Annotated in this window: 28 protein-coding genes; 17 read left to right on the top strand and 11 right to left on the bottom strand. The window is 70.3% G+C overall.

All coding sequences use genetic code 11. The features are described 5' to 3' along the window. The first annotated feature begins 4 nt into the window (after positions 1 to 4). The 13 genes from ACMCNK_RS14675 to ACMCNK_RS14615 all read left to right on the top strand — a co-directional run bounded on the left by ACMCNK_RS14675 (position 5) and on the right by ACMCNK_RS14615 (position 11,306). The gene (locus tag ACMCNK_RS14675) at positions 5 to 358 is read left to right on the top strand and encodes a hypothetical protein (protein WP_412736971.1); all 354 of its coding nucleotides are present in this window, start codon (positions 5 to 7) and stop codon (positions 356 to 358) included. Then, on the top strand, positions 358 to 768 hold the full coding sequence (locus ACMCNK_RS14670; RefSeq protein WP_412736970.1) for a hypothetical protein: 411 nt from the start codon (positions 358 to 360) through the stop codon (positions 766 to 768). Before ACMCNK_RS14675 ends, ACMCNK_RS14670 begins: the two co-directional genes overlap by 1 nt. Before the next feature lie 3 nt (positions 769 to 771). Next, positions 772 to 1,545: a hypothetical protein gene (locus tag ACMCNK_RS14665; protein WP_412736969.1), complete on the top strand. Its 774-nt coding sequence runs from the start codon at positions 772 to 774 to the stop codon at positions 1,543 to 1,545. A 33-nt stretch (positions 1,546 to 1,578) separates the two neighbouring features. Beyond that, positions 1,579 to 1,989, top strand: a complete 411-nt coding sequence (locus ACMCNK_RS14660; RefSeq protein WP_412736968.1) for a hypothetical protein — start codon at positions 1,579 to 1,581, stop codon at positions 1,987 to 1,989. Between the two features lies 1 nt (position 1,990). Beyond that, positions 1,991 to 2,473 carry a hypothetical protein gene (locus ACMCNK_RS14655; RefSeq protein WP_412736967.1) on the top strand — a complete coding sequence of 161 codons (483 nt, stop codon included), beginning with the start codon at positions 1,991 to 1,993 and terminating at the stop codon, positions 2,471 to 2,473. A 15-nt stretch (positions 2,474 to 2,488) separates the two neighbouring features. After that, positions 2,489 to 3,016 (top strand): hypothetical protein, encoded by a 528-nt coding sequence (locus ACMCNK_RS14650; protein WP_412736966.1) that lies wholly within the window; start codon positions 2,489 to 2,491, stop codon positions 3,014 to 3,016. A gap of 175 nt (positions 3,017 to 3,191) precedes the next feature. Beyond that, positions 3,192 to 5,879, top strand: a complete 2,688-nt coding sequence (locus ACMCNK_RS14645; protein ID WP_412736965.1) for a hypothetical protein — start codon at positions 3,192 to 3,194, stop codon at positions 5,877 to 5,879. Between the two features lie 10 nt (positions 5,880 to 5,889). After that, complete coding sequence (locus ACMCNK_RS14640; RefSeq protein WP_412736964.1) at positions 5,890 to 9,060, top strand: carbohydrate binding domain-containing protein; 3,171 nt, start codon at positions 5,890 to 5,892, stop codon at positions 9,058 to 9,060. Between the two features lie 10 nt (positions 9,061 to 9,070). Further along, on the top strand, positions 9,071 to 9,571 hold the full coding sequence (locus ACMCNK_RS14635; RefSeq protein ID WP_412736963.1) for a hypothetical protein: 501 nt from the start codon (positions 9,071 to 9,073) through the stop codon (positions 9,569 to 9,571). 46 nt (positions 9,572 to 9,617) lie between these two features. Further along, positions 9,618 to 9,785 (top strand): hypothetical protein, encoded by a 168-nt coding sequence (locus ACMCNK_RS14630; protein WP_412736962.1) that lies wholly within the window; start codon positions 9,618 to 9,620, stop codon positions 9,783 to 9,785. Further along, positions 9,782 to 10,609, top strand: a complete 828-nt coding sequence (locus ACMCNK_RS14625) for a M15 family metallopeptidase (RefSeq protein WP_412736961.1) — start codon at positions 9,782 to 9,784, stop codon at positions 10,607 to 10,609. The genes ACMCNK_RS14630 and ACMCNK_RS14625 overlap by 4 nt, the downstream gene beginning before the upstream one ends. After that, a complete protein-coding gene (locus ACMCNK_RS14620) occupies positions 10,606 to 11,040 on the top strand; it encodes a hypothetical protein (protein ID WP_412736960.1) in 435 nt (144 codons plus the stop codon). Before ACMCNK_RS14625 ends, ACMCNK_RS14620 begins: the two co-directional genes overlap by 4 nt. Next, on the top strand, positions 11,025 to 11,306 hold the full coding sequence (locus ACMCNK_RS14615; RefSeq protein ID WP_412736959.1) for a hypothetical protein: 282 nt from the start codon (positions 11,025 to 11,027) through the stop codon (positions 11,304 to 11,306). Before ACMCNK_RS14620 ends, ACMCNK_RS14615 begins: the two co-directional genes overlap by 16 nt. 6 nt (positions 11,307 to 11,312) lie before the next feature. Here the strand turns inward: ACMCNK_RS14615 and ACMCNK_RS14610 are convergent, their stop codons facing one another. Further along, entirely contained in the window at positions 11,313 to 11,525 is a 213-nt protein-coding gene (locus tag ACMCNK_RS14610; RefSeq protein ID WP_412736958.1) for a hypothetical protein, read from the bottom strand. 30 nt (positions 11,526 to 11,555) lie between these two features. Here ACMCNK_RS14610 and ACMCNK_RS14605 point away from each other — a divergent pair, with 30 nt between their 5' ends. Beyond that, entirely contained in the window at positions 11,556 to 11,774 is a 219-nt protein-coding gene (locus ACMCNK_RS14605) for a hypothetical protein (protein WP_412736957.1), read from the top strand. Between the two features lie 3 nt (positions 11,775 to 11,777). Next, positions 11,778 to 11,963, top strand: a complete 186-nt coding sequence (locus ACMCNK_RS14600; protein ID WP_412736956.1) for a hypothetical protein — start codon at positions 11,778 to 11,780, stop codon at positions 11,961 to 11,963. 285 nt (positions 11,964 to 12,248) lie between these two features. Here ACMCNK_RS14600 and ACMCNK_RS14595 read toward each other — a convergent pair whose 3' ends face one another. The 9 genes from ACMCNK_RS14595 to ACMCNK_RS14555 all read right to left on the bottom strand — a co-directional run bounded on the left by ACMCNK_RS14595 (position 12,249) and on the right by ACMCNK_RS14555 (position 16,571). Then, on the bottom strand, positions 12,249 to 12,653 hold the full coding sequence (locus ACMCNK_RS14595; RefSeq protein ID WP_412736955.1) for a hypothetical protein: 405 nt from the start codon (positions 12,651 to 12,653) through the stop codon (positions 12,249 to 12,251). A 12-nt stretch (positions 12,654 to 12,665) separates the two neighbouring features. Then, complete coding sequence (locus ACMCNK_RS14590) at positions 12,666 to 12,818, bottom strand: hypothetical protein (protein WP_412736954.1); 153 nt, start codon at positions 12,816 to 12,818, stop codon at positions 12,666 to 12,668. Next, positions 12,815 to 14,560, bottom strand: coding sequence for a helicase HerA domain-containing protein (locus ACMCNK_RS14585; RefSeq protein WP_412736953.1), 1,746 nt, complete (start codon positions 14,558 to 14,560; stop codon positions 12,815 to 12,817). Before ACMCNK_RS14585 ends, ACMCNK_RS14590 begins: the two co-directional genes overlap by 4 nt. A gap of 63 nt (positions 14,561 to 14,623) precedes the next feature. Continuing rightward, positions 14,624 to 14,812, bottom strand: coding sequence for a hypothetical protein (locus ACMCNK_RS14580; protein ID WP_412736952.1), 189 nt, complete (start codon positions 14,810 to 14,812; stop codon positions 14,624 to 14,626). Continuing rightward, positions 14,809 to 14,976, bottom strand: coding sequence for a hypothetical protein (locus ACMCNK_RS14575; RefSeq protein ID WP_412736951.1), 168 nt, complete (start codon positions 14,974 to 14,976; stop codon positions 14,809 to 14,811). Before ACMCNK_RS14575 ends, ACMCNK_RS14580 begins: the two co-directional genes overlap by 4 nt. Then, positions 14,973 to 15,722: a DUF2637 domain-containing protein gene (locus tag ACMCNK_RS14570; RefSeq protein ID WP_412736950.1), complete on the bottom strand. Its 750-nt coding sequence runs from the start codon at positions 15,720 to 15,722 to the stop codon at positions 14,973 to 14,975. The genes ACMCNK_RS14575 and ACMCNK_RS14570 overlap by 4 nt, the downstream gene beginning before the upstream one ends. Then, on the bottom strand, positions 15,719 to 16,159 hold the full coding sequence (locus ACMCNK_RS14565) for an HNH endonuclease signature motif containing protein (protein ID WP_412736949.1): 441 nt from the start codon (positions 16,157 to 16,159) through the stop codon (positions 15,719 to 15,721). The genes ACMCNK_RS14570 and ACMCNK_RS14565 overlap by 4 nt, the downstream gene beginning before the upstream one ends. After that, positions 16,156 to 16,407, bottom strand: a complete 252-nt coding sequence (locus ACMCNK_RS14560) for a hypothetical protein (RefSeq protein ID WP_412736948.1) — start codon at positions 16,405 to 16,407, stop codon at positions 16,156 to 16,158. The genes ACMCNK_RS14565 and ACMCNK_RS14560 overlap by 4 nt, the downstream gene beginning before the upstream one ends. Continuing rightward, positions 16,404 to 16,571 (bottom strand): hypothetical protein, encoded by a 168-nt coding sequence (locus tag ACMCNK_RS14555; RefSeq protein ID WP_412736947.1) that lies wholly within the window; start codon positions 16,569 to 16,571, stop codon positions 16,404 to 16,406. Before ACMCNK_RS14555 ends, ACMCNK_RS14560 begins: the two co-directional genes overlap by 4 nt. A gap of 203 nt (positions 16,572 to 16,774) precedes the next feature. Between ACMCNK_RS14555 and ACMCNK_RS14550 the strand changes: the two genes are divergently transcribed. Beyond that, a complete protein-coding gene (locus ACMCNK_RS14550; RefSeq protein WP_412736946.1) occupies positions 16,775 to 17,002 on the top strand; it encodes a hypothetical protein in 228 nt (75 codons plus the stop codon). A 131-nt stretch (positions 17,003 to 17,133) separates the two neighbouring features. After that, the gene (locus ACMCNK_RS14545) at positions 17,134 to 17,835 is read left to right on the top strand and encodes a helix-turn-helix transcriptional regulator (protein WP_412736945.1); all 702 of its coding nucleotides are present in this window, start codon (positions 17,134 to 17,136) and stop codon (positions 17,833 to 17,835) included. On the opposite strand, the gene ACMCNK_RS14540 is transcribed toward ACMCNK_RS14545, so the two are convergent. Then, the gene (locus tag ACMCNK_RS14540; RefSeq protein ID WP_412736944.1) at positions 17,836 to 19,086 is read right to left on the bottom strand and encodes a hypothetical protein; all 1,251 of its coding nucleotides are present in this window, start codon (positions 19,084 to 19,086) and stop codon (positions 17,836 to 17,838) included. It abuts the gene before it with no gap. Positions 19,087 to 19,458: the final 372 nt, after the last annotated feature.

Below are 19,458 nucleotides of genomic sequence, written 5' to 3'. Positions count from 1 at the left end.
CATCATGGCCGAGAAGTCCAAGCCGCAGCCTGCCGCGCGAACGACCGACGACATCATTCGCGACCTGATCGCCGGACGGGACGCCCAGCTCGCCGCCGGGGAGCCGGTCGACGTGCATGCGGTGGAGCAGCGGCTCATCGCGCACCAGCAGATGGCCCGCCTGCGCACCGAGCGCGCCCGGCGTGTGGTGGCGAAGGACTGGGCCCGGGTCGCCGATCTGGACGCGCAGATCGGGTTCTGGCGGCGCATGGTCGCCGAGGACGTCGACGAGCAGGTGGCGGCCGACCCGGCCCTCGACGCGACCACGCTGGTCGACGGCCTGGCCACCGAGCCGGCCGACGGCGCGGTGCAGGGCTGATGGACCTCGTCGACATCCGCGCAGGCCTTGGCGCGGCCGCCGCCGCGGTGACCGGCCTGAACGGCTACCCATCGGCCCCGGCGATGCTCGCCGAGCCGGCGTTCTACCCCGGCGAGACGGACATCGACTACGACCAGACGTACGGCGGCGGCGTCGACCAGGCCCTGGTGACCTGCTACCTGCTGACGTCCTTCGCCGACGACGCGGACGGCCAGGCGCTGCTCGACCGGTTCCTGGGGCGCGGCGCGACCAGCGTGAAAGCGGCGCTGGAGAGGGACCGCACGCTGGGCGGCCGCTGCTCGGACCTGCGGGTGAAGAGTGTCCGCGCGTACCGGACCTATCAGTACGGCGAGGACACCTACTACGGCGCGCAGCTGCAGGTGTTCGTCATCGGCCAGGCCGAGGAGTAACCCATGACCATTCCCGTGCTCAAGAACGTCCGCCTCTTCACCGGTGGCGTCGACCTGACCGGCCGCAGCAACAAGATCTCACTCGAGCCGGAGTACGAGGAGAAGGACATCACCACCTTCGGGTCGGTCGACACGTCGACCGGCGACCTGTGGAAAGAGCTGATGGCCGGCCTGGGTTCCGGCAAGCTCACCGCGTCCGGGTTCAACGAGGCCGGCGACTCGTCGAAGGTCGACGACAGCCGGTGGGCTGCCTTGGGCGGCCTGGACGCGTGGACGGTGGGCCCGACCGACGGGAACGTGGGCTCGATCGCCTACCTGGTCGGCGCACTGCAGGGCAACTACCAGTTCGGCGGCTCCCCGGGTGACGTCGCGCCCTGGTCGGCGTCGATGGCCACGTCGCTGCCAGTGGCCCGGGGCGGGATCCTGCACCCGCCGGGCACCGCCCGCACCGCGACCGGTACGGGAACGATCGTGGACCTTTCCACCGTCGGTATGAGCTCGATCCCGTCCGGCAAGGGCCTGTACGCCAGCCTGCATGTGCTGTCGGTGTCCGGCACTTCCACGCCGTCGCTGACGGTGGCGGTGCAGACCGCGGCGAGCGTCGGGTTCGGCTCTCCGACCACGCAGATCACGTTCCCCGCATACACCGCGATCGGCGGTGAGCGGCGTGTGCTTGCCGGGCCGATCACCGACGGCTACGCACGAGTGTCCTACACGATCTCCGGCACCACGCCGTCGTTCCTGTTCGTCTGCGCGGTCGGCATCGCGAACGCCTGATCCGCTCCATCGTCTCTCACAGGGGAGTCCGTCATGTCGCTCATGGTGCTCACCGCAGCGCTGCTCACCGTCAACTCCAACGACCTGCGCCAGTGGTGCTCCAAGCTGGAGGTCACCGCCGAGGTTGAAGAGAAGGACGTCACTGTCTTTACCTCGGCGGGATGGAAGGAAGTCCTGGGCGGGCTCAAGTCCGGGAACGTCGCCGCCACGCTGAAGAACAGCATGACCGCGGGCGAGCTCGACTCGCTCCTGTTCCCGCTGCTCGGCACAGTCGTGCCGTGGACGGCGAAGGCGTCCAACGCGTCCACCTCTACCAGCAACCCGGTCTATTCGGGCAGCTTGCTGGTGAAGAACTGGACGCCGATCTCCGGCAGCCCCGGCGACGTGAACGAGGCGTCCTACACCTGGCCCACCAGCGGGACCATCACCCGGGCGACGAGCTGACGTGGACTCGGTCGAGATCCGCCCCGACCCGGTCAGCTTCGAGCGGGTGGCGAGGGCGCTCTCGGCCGAGGCCCCCAGCGGGCATTGGCGACGCGACCTGTCCGAAGGCATGAGTGCCGCGCTGGCACCCGGCGTGGCCGCGGTCCGCGCAGCGCTCATGGCCCGCGGCGGCGGCCACGGGCACGGCCACGAGGGCAGCCCGCTGCGCCCGGCCATCGCCGCCGGGGTGCACGTGCTGCCGCTGGGCTCCGGCGCGGTGATCGTGGCCGAGAAGACGCCCCGCGTGCGCGGGTTCGCCAACGCGCCGAAGCGGTTCAACCAGCGAGGGTTCCGCCGCCGCGCGTACGGGCGGGGCGCGTGGGTCGTGCAGGTGGGCGCCCCAGGCTGGTTCGACGACACCCTCAAGCACATGCATCCGCGGCTGCACGCCGCGGCGCTCGCCGCGCTCGAAGGCCGGGCCCGGCGCATCTCCCGAAGGGCGTGAAGTTTCGTGTTCCTGGTGTACAAGCCGGACGGTCAGGCCGAGCGTCGCTGGCACGTCCGGCTCGGCAGGCTCCCGCTGCCCGAGATGAAGATGATCCAGCACGCCGCCGGCGTAAAGTTCGGCCAGTTCCAGCAGGGCTTGATGGCGGGCGGCGTCGACGAGCTGCAGGCCCTGCTGTGGGTGTACCTGCGCCGCGAGCACCCGACGCTGCGGGTCGAGGATGTGAAGTTCGTGCTCGACGAGGTGCAGCTGCAGCAGGACAAGGACGAGATCGCCGAGGAGATCCGCGTCCTCGAGGAAGACCTGCCCGACCTGGACCCGGCCGAACGTGCCGCCGGCCTGGCGATGCTGCGCGTGCAGCTGCGCGACGCCCCGGACGCCCCGGGAAAAGCCCCGGAGGCGGCATCCACACCTGCCGTGCCGGCGCCGCCGGCCGAGACGCCGGTGGTGCTGCCACCGGTGGTGGCCCCGGCGGGGCCGGGGGCGGACCCGATGACGGCGGGTGCCCCGGCGGCTGCCACGACGCCGGCCCCGGGTCTCTAGAGGACCTGCAGGACCGCTACTGGCTCGGGATCTGCCACCTGCTGCGGATCCCGCCATGGGACCTGGACCGGCTGACCGTCGACCAGCTCCACCAGGCCGTGCGGCTGGTCGACCAGACCAACGCTGAGCTCGAGCGGCAGCGGCAGGCCGCCGGCAAGTAGACGAGGGGGAACCGGTGTCCGAGGTCTCCCTCGCGTTCAATGCGGTCGGCCGTGACCGCGGCGTCTCCGCGCTGCTGACCCGCACCGGTAACGCGGTCCGCGCCACGAATGCCCGGTCGGCGGCGTCGACGATCGCGATGGGCGCGGCGATGGCGTTCGCCGGCGCCCGGGCGGTGGCACTGGCGAACGCCGCGTTGTCGGCCGCAGGCGCGGCCGCGGCCATCCCGGCGGCCATGGCCGCGGGCGCGGGCATCGTCGGGGCGCTGCGGGCGAACACCTTCGGGATGGCCGCGGCGTGGCAGGCGACCGGCAAGGCCGCGACCGGCGGTGCCGGTGGTGTCTCGTCGGCAGCGCGGCAGGCGAAGCAGTCCGCGGAGCAGGTCCGGTCCGCGCAGTGGGCCCTCACGGACGCCAAGCGCGCAGAAGTCCAGGCCACCGAAGCGCTCAACAAGGCCCGCGAGCAGGAAGCCCAGCGGCTGCGGGACCTGTCGCTGTCGGTGGCCGGTTCCCGCCTGGACGAGGAGGCCGCGACCAACGCGGTGGCCAAGGCCGCGCAGGATCTGGCGGTGGCCCGAGCCGGGGGCAGCAACTACGACATCGAGCAGGCCGACCTCGCGTACCGGCAATCGCAGCAAACTCTGGCCGAGACCAAGGTCCGGGTCCAGGACCTGACGAAAGAGCAGCAGGACGGCGCCCGCAAGGGCGTCGAGGGCAGCGACGCCGTGCAGGAGGCCCTGCAGCGGCAGAAGGACGCGCACGAGCAGACCGTGCGCGCCGCGCAGGATCTCGCCGACGCGCAGCAGCGTGTCGGCGACACCGCGGCGAAGGCAGCGTCCGGTGGCATCGACCCGGCCGCGGAGGCCCTGGCGAAGCTGTCCCCGAACGGCCGCGCGGTGATCCTCATGCTGCGCCAGCTCGCCACGGCCTGGCAGGGCGCGGGCCGCGCCGGGCAGCAGGCCACGTTCGCGCACGTCGCCGGGGACCTGCAGAAACTCTCGGGCATCTACCTGCCGGTCGCCACCAAGTGGCTGACCAGGATGGGCACCGCGTTCAACCTCGCGATCCGGCAGGCCCTCGGGCTGGCCAGCACGAAGAAGTCCGTCGCCGACGTGCAGACGGTGCTGGACTCCACCGTGCGGGTCACCGACCGGCTGGCCCGGGCGATCCGCCCGGTGGTCCACGGCATCCTGCAGTGGGTCGCGGTCGGCGCCCAGTTCCTGCCTGGCCTCGCCGGTGATGTGCTGACGATCGCGCAGCGGTTCGACCACTGGTCGACGGCGATGCGCCAATCGGGGCAGGCCGCGACGTGGATGCGCACCGGCATCGCGCTGCTGCGCCAGGTGGGAACGATTGCCAACAACGTTGTGCACACCGTGCTGGCGATCGTGCACGCCGGCGGCGACGGCGGTCAAACCCTGAACTTCCTGGTCCGCGCGTCGGCCGCGCTGCGCAAGTTCGCCGAGTCGGCGCAGGGCCAGCAGAAGATCAAGCAACTGTTCGCGGTGCTCCGCGGCGCGCTGGACCAGCTGGGCCCGCTGCTCAGCGGTGTCGCCGCGCACTCCGGCACCCTGTCCGGGTCGGTCAAGGTCCTCGGGTCGACGGCGTCGTTCGCGGTCAACCACCTCGGCCCGCTGGTCAAACTGCTGCCCACCCTGGCCGCCGGCTACCTGCTGCTCAAGCATTCCGGCATCTCCGCCGGTGTCGGCCTGGGCGTCAAGGGCTTCCAGATCGCGTCGCAGTTCGCGATGTCACGGGCCATCAAGGCGCACACCGCGGCGCTGCGCGAGAACACCGTCGCGTCCCGGACCGCGGCGGTGGCCACCGAGACCAACACCGCGGCGGAGAGCGCCGGCATCCTGACCCGGGCCCGGGCGGTGATCGGCATGGTCGCGCAGAAGGTCGCCACGGTCGCCACTACCGTGGTGACCCGCGCGTACACCGCTGTTCAGTGGCTGCTCAACGTGGCGATGGACGCGAACCCGCTGGGTTTGATCGTGCTCGCGCTGGCCGCGGTCGCCGCCGGCCTGTACCTGCTGTGGACGCACTCGGCGACGTTCCGCAAGATCGTGACCGGGGCCTTCAACACCGTGTGGGGTGCGATCAAGACCGGCTGGAACTGGATCAAGAAGAACTGGCCGCTCCTGCTCGGGATCCTGACCGGGCCGATCGGCTGGGCCGTGCTCGCCATCACCAAGAACTGGACGAAGATCAAGAACGGTGCCACCACCGTCAAGGACTGGATCGTCGCCCGGTTCGACGCCCTGACCACCTGGTTCGGGAAACTGCCAGGCCGCATCGGCAAGGCCCTCTCCGGCCTGGGCCGGTTCCTGACCGCGCCCTTCAGGACCGCGTTCAACGGCGTCGCGATCCTGTGGAACCGGACCCTCGGCGGGATGTCGTTCACCCTGCCCAGCTGGATCCCCGGCGTCGGCGGCAATTCGTTCTCCCTGCCGCGGATCCCGTACCTGGCCAAGGGCGGCATCGTGCCCAAGACCCCGGGCGGGCGGGCGGTCATGGCAGGCGACGGCGGCGAGGACGAGGCGATCGTCCCGCTGTCCCGACTCGGCGCAGTCGCCGGCGGCCACCAGGTCGTCGAGGTCCGGGTCCGGTTCGTCGGCAACGTCGAGGGCAGCTTCAAGCGCGCGATCCGCGAGTCGATGCGGATCGACGCGCTGGTGACCAACGCCGCGGCGACCAACTGAGGTGACGGCGATGTTCCCTCAGACGGTGCTGCCGGTCCGGGTGCGGATCGCGCCGGGCGGGCAGCCGGATGCGGACCCGTCCACCTGGGTTTGGGTGGACATCACCCAGTGGGTGCGGGTCGAATCCGCGATCACGATCGAGGAGGGCCGCTCGGACGAGGGCGCCCGGGTCGATGCGTCCAAATGCAGCATGACCTTGGACAACCGCGACGGACGGTTCTCCACCCGCAACATCCTGGGCGACTGGTACGGGCGGCTCGGCAAGGGCACCCCGCTGCGGGTCGGCACCATCGCGATAGCCGACACCTTCACCCGGACCGTGGCCAGCAGCTGGGGCAGCACCGACACCGGGCAGACATGGCAGGTGTCCGGATCGCCGTCGCCCTGGTCGGTCAACGGCAGCAGCGCCCAGCTGTCGTTCACGACGGACAACTTCGCCGAGGCCGCGCAGGTCCTGGGCGCGAGCCTGCTGGACGTCGACGCCCAGTTCACGGCGAGCGTGCCGGCGGTGATGACCGGCGCCGCGTTCGTCGCGGCCCTGCAGCTGCGCTACGTGGACGTCGACAACTTCTACTGGGTGTCCTGCGAGTTCAACGTCGGCGGCACGATCACCGCGAAGATCCGCAAGACCATCGGCGGCAGCACCACCGAGCTGGCGGTCCTCGCGCCGGTGCCGAGCCTGACCTACATCGCCGGGCAGGCGATGCGGGTACGGGCGCAGGCCGACGGTCCGGCCCTGCGGGTCAAGGTCTGGGCTGACGGCGGCACCGAGCCCGACTCGTGGACGCTGACCGCCAGCGACACCACGCTCCCCAGCGCCGGGCTCGTGGGCTTCTACCTCTGGAACGTGATCGGGAACGCCAGCGCGCCGTTCTCGGTCACCGTCGACGACCTCGAGGTTGAGGCGGTCGAGTACACCGGCGCCGTCTACGACTGGCCGCCGCGCTGGGACAAGAGCCGCCGCGACGCGACCACCCCGATCACCGCATCGGGGATCCTGCGCCGCCTGCAGCAGCGCAAGGGCCCGTTGCGGTCGCCGATCACGCGGATGATGCTGCGCAACAACCCGATCGCGTACTGGCCGGGCGAGGACGACAGCAGCGCCACCGTCGTCGCGGCCGCGACCGCCGCCACGGCGGCCGCGAGCGCCCGGGCGGCCGAGTTCGCCCAGGAGACCCCGCAGCTGCTCGGCGCGAAACAGACCATCGGTGTGACCGCGTCGACGGTGCTGACCGGCCGGATCCCGGACCACACCGCCACCGGCACCTGGGGCGTGACGTTCTTCGCGCAGCTGCTGGCACCACCGGCGGCCACCACACGGATCATGACGATCACCACGACCGGCACCTTCCGCACGGTCGCGGTCGAGCTCAACGCGGTCGGAGTCGCCATCCGCGGCTACGACGCGACGGGCGCCCTGGTCCTCGACGAAGGCGGTCTGTACGCCACCGACACGCCGCCGACCTGGGTTGCCTACGACGTGCTGCTGCAGCAGAGCGGTGGCACGATCGACATCACGTTGATCACCTACGGCGTGATCGGTGACACCACCACCCCGACCATGTACTTCGTGAGCGGCACGTACGCAGGCACCATCGGGTCACCGACGGGCTGGCGCGCGGAGGGCAGCCTAGGCTTCAACGGCGGCCGCATCGCCCACATCGGCGTCTTCAACTACGAGCCCCCGTTCGTTACGTACGCCTTCGCGAACGCCGCGAACGGCTACCTCAGCGAGCTGGCCGCCGACCGCATCGCCCGGCTGTGCGCGGAGGAGGCCGTCCAGGTCGTCGTCGAGGCCGGCACCAGCGAGCCGATGGGGCCGCAGCGCACCGACACGTTCCTCGGGCTGCTCTACTCCTGCGAGGACGCCGACCTGGGCATCCTGTACGAGCGCGGCTCGGGCCTGGCGTACCGGCCCCGCGGCGCCCGCTACAACCGGGCGGCCGAGCTGGTCCTGGACTTCGACGCCGGTGACGTCGCCGAGCCGCCGGAGCCCACCGACGACGACCAGCGGCTGAAGAACCAGTGGACCGTTTCGCGAGACGGCGGGTCCAGTGCCGTGGCGCAGGACGACGCGTCGATCGCCGCCGCCGGCCTGATCGACGACTCGGCGACCATCAACGTCGCAGGCGACGACGTGCTGGACGGGCACGCCTCCTGGCGGCTGGCCATGAGCACCGTCGACGAATATCGGTGGCCGGCCATCGCGCTGAACCTGGCCCGCAACACCGCCCAGATCGCCGCATGGCGGGCCTGCTCACCGTTCCCGCGGGTCACCATCGCGAACGAGCCGTCCCAGGTAGCAGGCAACGCCGTCGACCTCACCGTCCTCGGGCACGTCCAGACCCTCGGCGCCTACGACTGGGACATCCAGCTCAACTGCGCCCCCACCGCACCGTGGAACGTCGGCGTGTACGACAGCACGACCCGCTACGACTCGGCCAGCACCACACTGGGCGCCGACGCCGCCGCCGGGACCAGCCCGCTGCAGTTCTCCACCGCCGACCTGGGCGACGTCTGGACCATCACCAGCGCACCGTTCGATGTCCTGTGCGCCGGGGAACGGCCCACGGTGACGTGGATGAGTTCCGTCGGCTCGATCATGGACGTGCCCGGCGGATTCGAGGACAGCCTCACCGGATGGTCGGTCACCGGCGCCACCAGCACCGCCGCCCGGTCGACCTTGTACGCGCACACCGGCGTGGCCAGCGCCCAGCTCACCGTCGCCGGTTCGCCGGCGGTGGCGAACCTGTTCAACACCAACCAGTTCACCGGCGTGGCCGTCGGCGACTCGTACACCGCGCAGATGTGGGTGTATGCGACCGCGCCGGTGAACAACGTCCGGATCGCGATCAGTTGGTACACCAGCGGCGGCGTGTTCATCTCCACCACCGGCGGCACCGCGGCCACCGTCGCCGCCGGGACATGGACCGAGTTCATCCTGACCATGACCGCCCCGGCGACCGCTGCCAAGGCCCGGGTGGTCGCGCAGATCACCACCTCGCCACCCAACGGCACGGTGCTCTACGTCGACGACATGGACCTGATCGCGGACGCCAGCTCGATCGCCGGGTCGCCGCCGTACGTCCAGAACGCATTCGTGACCCGGCCCGCCCTCACCAAGGACCTGGCTGCCGGCGAGCCGATCCACGTCGCTACACCGGCGCGGTACGCACTGTGAGGAGACGACTGTGACGGTCTACGCCGGCGACCCGGTGAACGCCTCCGACATCAACACGATCATCGACGCGACGCTGAGCCGGCCGCTGGTCCGGATGGTCGCCTCCGGAACGATCGTCCTGCCGGACGCCACGGCCACCGCGATCCCGTTCTCCGGCACGGACGACATCGACACCCACGGCTGGCACGACCCGTCGACCAACAACACCCGAGTGACACCGACCAAGGCCGGCTACGTCCTGGTCCGCGGATTCGTGTTCTTCGCCCCGGAGACCACACCGGTCCATGCGGAGTCGTGGATCCGCAAGAACGGGTCGACGAACCTGGCCCCGGCCGGCCGCGGGGCGGGCGCGACGACAGCGTTCTCCGAGGGCACCGGCATGATCACGTTCATGAACGGGTCGACGGACTATGTCGAGCTGGTGGCCGTGCAGGACAGTGCCGGCGCTGACGACACCAACCAGAGCTCGCAATACAGCTCCGTCCTCGAGGTCATCTACCTGCGCCCGTGAGGTCAACCAAGCTCCCGCAGTTCCGCATCCAGAAGTAGGAGGGACCATGCATCGATACGTCGTCGTCGACCCCGCCGAGCACGTGATCGTCGGTGGCCCGTACCTGTGGGACGGCGTGGCCGCGTGGACGCCGCCCGACGAGGGCGAGCTGCTGCTGGAGTCCGACGCGCTGGCGGCCGGCTACGTGTGGGCGCCGGACCCGGCCGCCGAATGAGCACGTCACAGAACGGCTGGCCGGTCGACTCCGACGGCAGTCACGAGGACCGTGCCCCGATCTACGGCGACGTGCGCGTCCCGAACGGCATACGCGCGGGCGACGTGGCCACCGTGCTGCGCTGGGCCGCGCAGCGGTATCACGAGACCGTCGAGCCGCTGGTGCCCGGCACCTGCTGGGGCTGGTTCGTCAAGCCGATCGAGGGCACCCGGATCGTGTCCAATCACGCCTCGGGCACGGCGATCGACCTGAACGCGGACAAGCACCCGATGGGCGTGGCCGCGGCCAGGACGATGACCGCCAAGCAGATCGCCGCCTGCCGGGCGATTGTCCGGGCGTCCGGCGGGGTCGTGCGCTGGGGCGGCGACTACACCGGCCGCCCGGACCCGATGCACTGGGAGATCGTCGGCTCCCCGGCGGCCACGGCCGCGCTCGCGACCAAGCTCCGCACCCCCGCTGTCCAGCCCGTCCAGGAGGACGACATGCCGACCGCCGCCGAGATCGCCGACGCCGTCTGGAATCACCCGCTGAACATCCAGACCGACCCGAAGAAGCCGGCCGACAACCAGCCCGCGGGCGGAATCTTGCGGTACACGTCCAGCGAGCATCACCGGATGATCGACGGGGTCGCCGCGGTGGCGGCCGCGGTGACGAAGGTGGCCGCGCGGCAGCTCACCCCGGAGGCGCTGACCGCCGCGCTGACCGCGGCGGCCCCGGCCATCGCGGGCGCGGTGGTTACGGCGCTGCCGGATGGTGCGGACATCAGCGCGGTGGAGCTGCAGGAGGCGATCGTCGGCGCGCTGCGCGAGCTGGCCGCGGCATGACGGGCGCGGCCGGGCGGCTCGTCGCGCGCATCGGCCGCAGAGGCGCCGCATTGTTGTTCTTCACGCTGCTGGACACGGTGTACTGCGTGGGGCTGCTGACCGCGCCGCGGCCGCTGGCGCCGTTCTACGTCTGGATGGCGGAGATCATGCCGCTCGTGGTGTGGGCGGCCTGCTGGGGCGCGGTCGGCGTCGTGTGCCTGCTCTACGCGTTCCGGGTGTACGACACCCCCGCGTTCATGGTGGCCGTCGCGCTCAAGGTGGGGTGGGGGCTGCTGTCGCTGTTCGGGTGGCTGTCCGGGCAGGTGGACCGCGGCTACGTCAGCGCGGTGATCTGGCTCGGCTTCGCCGCCTTCGTTCATCTCATCGCCGGGGGTATCCCGGCTGCTCCGCCGCGGCCTGCAAGGAGGCGGTGGATATGGATCCGCTCCTGACCCTGCTGGGGCCGACCCTGACCCTGCTGGGCGTTCTCGGCGCAGCATTCATGACGTACCGGGCCTCGAACCGGAAGCTGCACTCGGACTCCGGCCTGCAACTGCTCAACGAACGCCAGGAAGAGGTCGCCTCGCTGCGCAAGGAGTTGTCCGAGTCCCGCCGCAGGGAGCGGATCCAGGGCGACTACATCGGCGTGCTGCGGCGCCACATCGCCGATGGCGATTCGCCGCCGCCCCCGGCCTGGCCGGATGGCCTGATCACCTGACCGGCGCTACTTCCGCGAGTGGTGCACGTGCTCGTCGTCGTACTGCACCGGCGCCGTGCACCCCGGCTCGCGGCACGGCCACTGCCTGATCGGCTCTCCGCACTCCGGGCATCCCGCGGTCGTCGGCACCAGCCGCTTGTGCCCGTCGGGGCAGGTGTCGGGCGCGTCCTCTGCCCAGACGATCTTGCCGCCGCGTTCCACCGGGATCAGCCGCACCATTCCCCGACCGTACCCACGAAGGAGCCCACCATGGTCACCGCGAAGGTGATTTGCCTGGCCAAGACCCCGACGGCCAAGGGGTCGGACAGCCCGGTCGACGTCCGGTTCATGGCGGACATCGACCACGACGACAACGCCGCGTGGTCCGCAGACACGCCGGGCCTGTCGTTCTCGGCGGTGTTCACGCGCGCGACGTCCGAGCTGTTCGAGTCCGGCCACCGGTACACCCTGACGCTCACGGAGGACTGACCCATGTTCGCTCGCGTACGGAAATGCCTCGTCGCCGGTGCTGGTGCCGGTGTGTCCGCGTTCGTCGGCGCGCTCGCCGCGGCCCCGGCCATCGACCGGGACGAGGTGGCGAAGGCGCTCGGCGTGGCCCTGGTCGCCGCGGCCGGTGTCGCGTTCGCGACCTGGGGCGTACCCAACGCCAAGGCGTAGATGTCGCGAACATAGCGACACCCCCTGACAGCAAGCGCCCCACCTCAGCCCTTCGCGGGCCGGGGTGGGGCGCTTCGTCGTGTCCGGGTCAGGCCGGCCCGCGGGCGATTTGGCTCCGGCGCCTCCATTGGAGGAGCGGGCCTTCCCCGCCATCCCCACCATCGAACCGGCGCTGTGCGTCAAGTACATCCGCGGGGATCCTTTCGCGGGGCACCCCCAGAGTCAGTATCAGCAGGTCCAGGCCAGCATCGTCGTGCGGCCCGCTCGGGTCGTCCACGTCGCTCATCACGGCGCGATCCCCTCATCCCACGAGTACGACTCGGGCCCATCCTCGCCGTCGCGGTATGCCACGATCAACTGCTCGTAGCGGTCGCCCGCCAACGTCCGCACGATCTGGTCGATGACCCAGGTCTTGTGGTGCTCGCCGTCGATCTGGCCGTACTGGAATGCCAGCTCCAGGGACAGCTCGATGCGGTCCTGATCCGACTCCGGCACCTGCTCAGACTCGATTCGCCACTGCAAACCCGGCGAGCCGTCGACGTACCGGACGATGCCATCGAGGCTCACGTTCCACGCTTCCAGGTCGGGAACGTTCGTCGCTGCGGCCGCCGCCTCTGGGGTCGGGTGCAGGCCAAGCAGCGTGTAGAACACGCCGTCGGTCCGGCGCATCAGCCGGTGCTCGGTCCTCATGTCGTCATCCTCTCAATTCCTGCGCTCATCCCCGCGCCGCGCCTGCTTCATCGCGCGGGCCTCGGTGGTGCTCGGCGCCGGGGTCGACCGGCGCAGGGCCTTGATGCGTCGGGCCTCGTCCTGGCAGTTCACGTTCGTCATGTCGTCATCGCTGGGCCGCTTCATGTGCTCGCGCCTTCCGCTTCGCTGCTGCAGCTCGCCGCCCACGCGACCAGGTCGGCCTTGTCGTATACGTGGGCCTTGCCCTTCGTCCCGCGCGCCGCCGGGACCTTCCCGACCTGCCGGTGCAGCCGTTGCTTCGCCGCTCCGTACGACCGCCACGGCAACACACCCTCGTCGATGGCCTCCCGCAGGGTCATTCTGTGACCGTTATCGGTGACATTGCTGGTCAGCGCGTTATCAGGGTCCGCCGGCGGATTCGCCAGGGCCCTGGCCTGCACAGTGGTCAGGTAGGCCACCTGCACCTCGGTGGCCACCCCGCCGATGACCATCTGCCACCGGCCAAGCGTCCGGCCTGCCCGCGGCATCGAGGCCTCGGGCACGAGCATCTTCCACGCGTTCGACGTGTACCGGGCCAGCAGCCGGATGCCGAAGTTCTCCCGCGCCTCCGGGCCGCCGATCGCCCGGGCCGTCAGCATCTGCGCGATCGCCAGGACGTTCACCTTCGCCGAGCGGCCCATGAACAGCAGGTCGGCCAGCGCCGCGATCGCAGGCGACTTCTTCGGGTCGCCCTTGGTCCGGACCTCGGCCCAGTAGTTCGCGAGCTGCCCGATCGTCGCGTTCAGCTCCTCGCAGATCACCAGGTGCCGCCGCCCGGGATCCCAGTCGTCGGCCTCGTGCAGCGCGTCGTCGTTGCGCTGGTTCGCCAGCGCGGCCAGCCGCAGCAGCGCATCGTGCATCTGCGCGGGCTTCGTGCAGTAGTCCACCCCGCGCTGCCCGAGCGCCCACCGGTGGGAACCCTTGCGGTCCAGGATGACGACCAGGCCGCCTCGGGCGAGGACCTGCACGGCGACGAGCTGGGCGAGCACCGACTTGCCGGCGCCCGACCCGGCGGAGACCGCGATGTGCGGGGAGTCCTCGTGCAGGCTCAGCGTCACCGCGATGTCGCCGGCGCCCTGGCCGATGTAGAACTCCCACTCCTTCAGCCTCGGCAGGTGCGCGAGGACCTGGGCGTAACCAACCTCGCCCGGCGGCCGCTTGCGGACGACCCATCGAGCGCGGACCCGGGCGCCTACCTGGTGCCAGGATTCCTTCAGGTCGGCGACCGGGATCTTGCTGTTGATGATGGACGACACCAAGTGGCACTGCTCCTTCGTCAGATACGGGGTCTCCACGACCAGCTCGATGCGCGGGCCGAGCTGCTCGCCCGGGCGGCGGAACACCTCCAGCCGGTCCGTGACCGGCCGGGCCGCGCGCTGCACTGCCCACGCGCCGCGCTGCACCCGCTCGGGCAACCACCGCAGCACCGGCTCGACGTGCTCGCCGTACCAGAGCCGCACCGCGTGCTCGGCCGGGCTGAGCGGCTTCGCCAGCCGCGGCGTCAGGTTGCCCAGCGACGGGTCGACGTGCAGGGTGACGCCGGTGTCCAGGCCCAGCGGCGGCATGATCGCGGCCAGGGTCGGCGCGATGTACTCACGATGGAACCGGCGCCTGACCAGCACCTTCCGGCCGCGGGCGGCTGCCGCCAGCGCGGTAACGCCCAGTGCTGCCCCGGTCGGTGCCGGCGCCTCGACGGCCAGCAGCGCGGCGGCCGGCGCACCGAGGCGCCAGGCCTGCCGCTGCCACCCGGCTAGCCGCGCCGGGCCCGCATGCAGATACGGGTGGCCGGTACGCCCGTCGACGGGCCGCCCGGCCAGGTACCGGTACGCCACGCGCGGCACGGTGTGCTGACGTTTCTCGTCTGCCATGCTCGATGTCCCTCCAGCAGGGATAAGGGCCGCGACCAGACGCAACCTGGTCGCGGCCGCTCGCTACTTCTGGCCCGGTCGCCTGCTGGCGCGGTGGGCAAGGTCGCCCTTGCGCGGCGCGGTGTACTCCATCCGCATCGCCTTGGCCGCGCGCTTGCCGCCCGACGTGCCGCTCAAGGTCCAGCCGCCGTCCGAGGCGTTGCCGGTGTTCCCGCTGCTGCCCTTGTCCTTGCGGCTGCCGAAGATGCTCATCGGCCGCCCTTCCTCGCCGCACGCCGCTCGGCCTCGTTCATCGCCTTGCGGACCTCGGGCGGCAGGATCGCCATCGCGTCGGCGAGGAAGCCCTTCTCGCGGCCCTCCTGCACCAGCTTCGCCAGCTTCCGGTAGTTGGGCTTACGCCTGCCGAAGATGCTCATGCGGGAACCTCCAGATCGGGCTTGTGTCCGTTGATGTGCGTCTCTTCCTTTTGCGACTCATCCGCGGGTGCGGTCCGGCGCAGGCTGCGACGCACGGTCGTGTCCGACACCTGCACCAGCCGGGCGACCTGGCGGATCGGCATGTTCGGGTTGGTCGATTTGATGGCGCGGACCAGCAGGTCGATGTTCTGCGACTCCCGATCGTCGGGTCGCACCTCCTGACCAGGCATGTCGTCAACTTCAACTGCGACGCTGAAGTCCGGCGCGACCGGCGCGGGTGGCGCACTCACCGGCGCTACGGCCACCGGAACCGCCTCGACGGGACGGGCAGACTCGTCGATCACCGGCTGCGACTCGCCCGCCGGGCGTTGCACCTCGCGGGTGCGACCCGCCCGCGCCAGCACCTCGACCGTGATGAGAAATGCGACGGCCGGGACCGCGGCCACCAGGCGGGCCGTGAGGTGCGGCTGCGCCGACGCGATGTTCGCCGCGAGGGTGGCCACGACGCCGAACCCGAGCGCCACCCGGGCGGACAGTCGCGGCCGCCGACCGGCCCGCTTGTCCTCGACCATCGCCATCGTCCCGACCAGGATCAGACCGTCGATCGACAGCGGCAGCACGGCCGCGACGGCGTGATGCTCTCCAGCGCGCTGCGCCACCTCGACGATGTGGCGATAGGACGAGAAGCCCGCGACACCGGCGACCACCGCGGTGGTCGCCCGGGACGTGAACGTGACTGGGTTCATCGGGAGCACCCCCCACTTTGGCGACGAACACGCCAGCAAGCCCGGCAACGCCGACCTCCGGTCGGCCGCCAGTAGGTGTTCTCCGACGTGAACTCGTGCCCCCGTGAACAGTGCGTCTTGGCAGCGTTCTGAGCCGCGACGCCCCCGCTGCGCAAGAGGTTCTCGCGGACGGTCACTGGTCGGAGGTGATCGGGATTGCAGCAGGGCGGGTTCTCGCAGACGAAGTGATCGATCTGCATCCCCTCGGGGATTGGCCCAACCAGAAGCTCGTATGCCACGCGGTGCACGTTGCGCAGGCGGCGGCGGTAGTAGAACTTGCCGTAGCCCTTCGGAATGCAAGCGCCCTGCCACACCCAGCACCCGGTCTCGGGTGCAACGACCATGTGCTGCTTGATCCGAATCAGGGCACGCAGGTCATATTCGTCCGCGAGGATCATCGCAGCACCTTTCGGCCACGCTCGGGCTGCGCCTGGTGCCGCGTCCGGGTGTCCACCATGCGCAGCGCTCCGGCGAGGTGCGCGACGCCCAGGCCGCCGAACGCCAGCACGATCGGCACCAGGCCGACCAGTGCCGTCTCGACGGACAGGTCGGCGTACGGGGACATGACGGCCGGGGCGAACCACAGCGCGCTGGCAGTGCCGGACAGGACGGCCGCGGTCGTGGCGCGGCGACGGGCGGGGGTCATCGCGCCGCTCCGATCTTGGCAAGCAGCTTGGCCACGATGACGCGGGTCTGCTCGTCCGCGCCGTACCGGCCGGGGTTTGCGACCAGGTCGGCGGCCCAGGCGGTCAGGTCGTCGGGGTGGCGGGACTGGCGCCGGGCACACCGGCTTGAAATAGTCGATCTCAAGGTCTGACTCCTTGCCGAGTCGATCCCAGAACCCCCGAGCGGCGCTGCAATCGCTGGTCGGGGGTTCGCTTTTGTGTGTCGTATGGGAACGCTAACCCCGACGGTCATTGCGTGTCAAGCGGGAGCATGTTTACGATGTGCGCACTAACGATCAGCAGCTAGGGGTGAGTCATTTGGGAACACCTGTCGGCTATCCTCGGCGCGTGCCGAAGTCGCGATACACGCCGCCAAGTGCCGAGGTCGAAGCATTGATCGCGCGTACTGTCGACCTGGCCAAGCGGCGGCAGGCGATCGAGGACGAGTACAAGGGCTTGCTCGCTAAGCTGGTCGACCCGACGGGGGAGTACCAGGTGCCGGTGGCGTACATGGCTGATCAGCTCGGCGTGGAGCGCAAGACCGTGTACCGGCACACTGGCCGGTCAATGACGTGAGCGGCCGAACGGGCGAATGATCCATGCCTCACACGATGACGTCGATCGATCACCTGCCGCGACGACATGGTGAGCGTCAGACCGGCGAAAGCCTGGCGACATCCTGGCGACATCAGCGGTACCGTTCATCCATGACCCGGAACCTCGCCCTCGTCGCCGCCCGGACCGCGCGCAACCTCACCCAAGAGGAAGCGGCCGCGCAGGTCGAAGTTTCTAAGCGAACCTGGCAGCGGTGGGAGGATGCCGAGCCGGCCCGGCCGCAGCCCGCCCAGGTCCGCAAACTTCAGAGCGCGTTCGGCTTGCCCGTCGAGCAGCTCGGGTTCCCGGCCGACCGGAACGCGATGGTCGTCGAGGACGGACGCGGCGGCCACGACCTGGAGGTGCGGTTCCCGCCGGTCTCCACCGCCCCGGCTCGGCCGCCGGCCAGCGACTACTCGGGTATCTGGCTGAGCAGGTACGAGTACTTCTCGTCCAGCCGGGAGGAGACGTACGCCGGGCAGCACTTCGTCGTGCTGCAGCAAGACGGCAGCACGGTCAGTGTTCGGAGCCTGCCGAACTCAGCCAGCTCCACGATGGGCATGGACCTGGTTGTCGACGGGGTCGTCCTCACTGGCACGTGGGTTGAGGACACGGACAAGACCGGGTACTACCGCGGCAAGCGGTACGTCGGCGGCATCCAGCTCGTCTCCGACCCAAGCGGCGCTCGGCTGGCCGGAAAGTGGGTTGGCCACGGCAAGGACGGCGAGGTCAACACGGGCCCGTGGCGGCTCGACTATCAGGCCGAGGTCAGCCGGGCGACGATCGCGGAGTACGACCGGCTGCCCAACGACTGATCAGGCTGGCTCCGTCCGGCGCGCTGCTGGTGTCAACATCAGCAGTGACAGCAGCGTCCAGACCACCGTCGCGCACCGGTTGGACGTCATCGCTGGGAAGCCGACCGCTGCGCCGTTGGCGACCAGGACCACGCCGATGCTCAGCCGCGACCAGGTCGGCCCGACGTCCTTCCGCCGCAGCCACCAGGCGCCGACCAGCATGGCCGAGGTCAGCGTGTACGCGGTGACGCCGACCAGCCCGCCGACGGCCAGGCTCTCGACCCAGCCGTTGTCCAGCGCGACCTGGATGCTGCGAGCGCCGTACCCCCACCAGGGCGAGTCGTGCATGACAGCGTCGATGACCGGCGCCAGGCTGCTCGTCGCCCCGAACCGCCCGGCGGTCACGGTCTGCGTGTCGCTGGTGAAGTAGGTGCTCAACGAGTTGCCGCGCGCGGCCCCGGCCAGGAACGTCGAGACGCCGAGCTGGGCGAGGCCTGCGGCGCCGATGCCGACGACGATCCGTACCGGCCGGCGCAGCGCCCACCGGCCGAGGTGCCACCCGCCGACGCTCATGCCCACGAACAAGAACACCTTGGACACGCAGATCACGCCGCCCACCGCGATCAGGCTGGCGGCGATCGAGAGGCGCTTGGTCGAGTCGTGGAGCAGGTAGACCGCGGCGATCAGGGCGAGTGAGTACAGCAAGCCAGCCTGCGCGGGCATGTTGATCAGGCCCACGTAGCGGCCGCCGAGCGCTTCGTGAAAGTTGCCCAGGTCCTCGGATTGGTTATCCCACCAGTACCGCAGGATCTCGTTCAGGGGCAGCACCGCGGACGCCGCCGCGATCAGTGCATTCAGGCAGGCCGCGACGACCAGCACGGTGCAGGCGCTCCGCAGCATGACGATCCGGTCGCAGCCCTTCGACGCGAGCGTGACCACGATGCACACCACGGCCAGGGGGAGCGTGATGTTGTCCATCGTGGCGAACACGCTGTTTGGGAGGTATCCGCTGGTATTGACCGGTGGGAGCACGCCGCCGATGGCGACGATCGTGATCTGGAGGAGCCACAGAAGGCCGACCAGCCACGCGGTCTTGGTGAGGCGTACGGAGTGGAGCAGGCAGTACGCGGCGCACAGGGCCGCGGTCGCGTAGACCACCGCCTGCTCCGTGCGTACGCCGGGGATCGGCGTGTACGGGCCCCAGGCGGCGGCCATGACCAGGGCGATGAGAAGTCGGCCGCGCTTGTCCAGCGCGGCCTGTCGGGGGTCCATCGGCGCGGCTCGCGTTCCCCGGACCGAAGCCTCCGGCCTGGCGGCCGACTCGGTCCGGGGTAGCCCGGCCGCCGTCAGCCTCAACGCACTCGATGCATTCTGGTCATGGCCTGACCAGGCGAACCGGATCGAGGGATTGACATCCCCCGGCGCTGGTCGGCCCCTCCACTGAAACTTCCAGGGTGGACTGTTGTCCCTGCAAACGATCCACAAGCGATCCAGTTACCGTGCACTGGGTGAACGTTCGGTCACTGATCAGATCCGGCCGGAGGAATGCCAGCGACAGGCGTTGATGCTCATGATGACCTCCTCCGGGGGAAATGCATCGGACGCCACAAGCGCCCGGGAGTCGGCATCAATGACGATCAGGCG

It is taken from the genome of Krasilnikovia sp. MM14-A1259, from assembly GCF_047159535.1.
Taxonomy (GTDB): Bacteria; Actinomycetota; Actinomycetes; order Mycobacteriales; family Micromonosporaceae; genus Actinoplanes.
The sequence above is the reverse complement of the archived record's forward strand: the minus strand, read 5'-3'. Positions and strand labels throughout refer to the sequence as shown.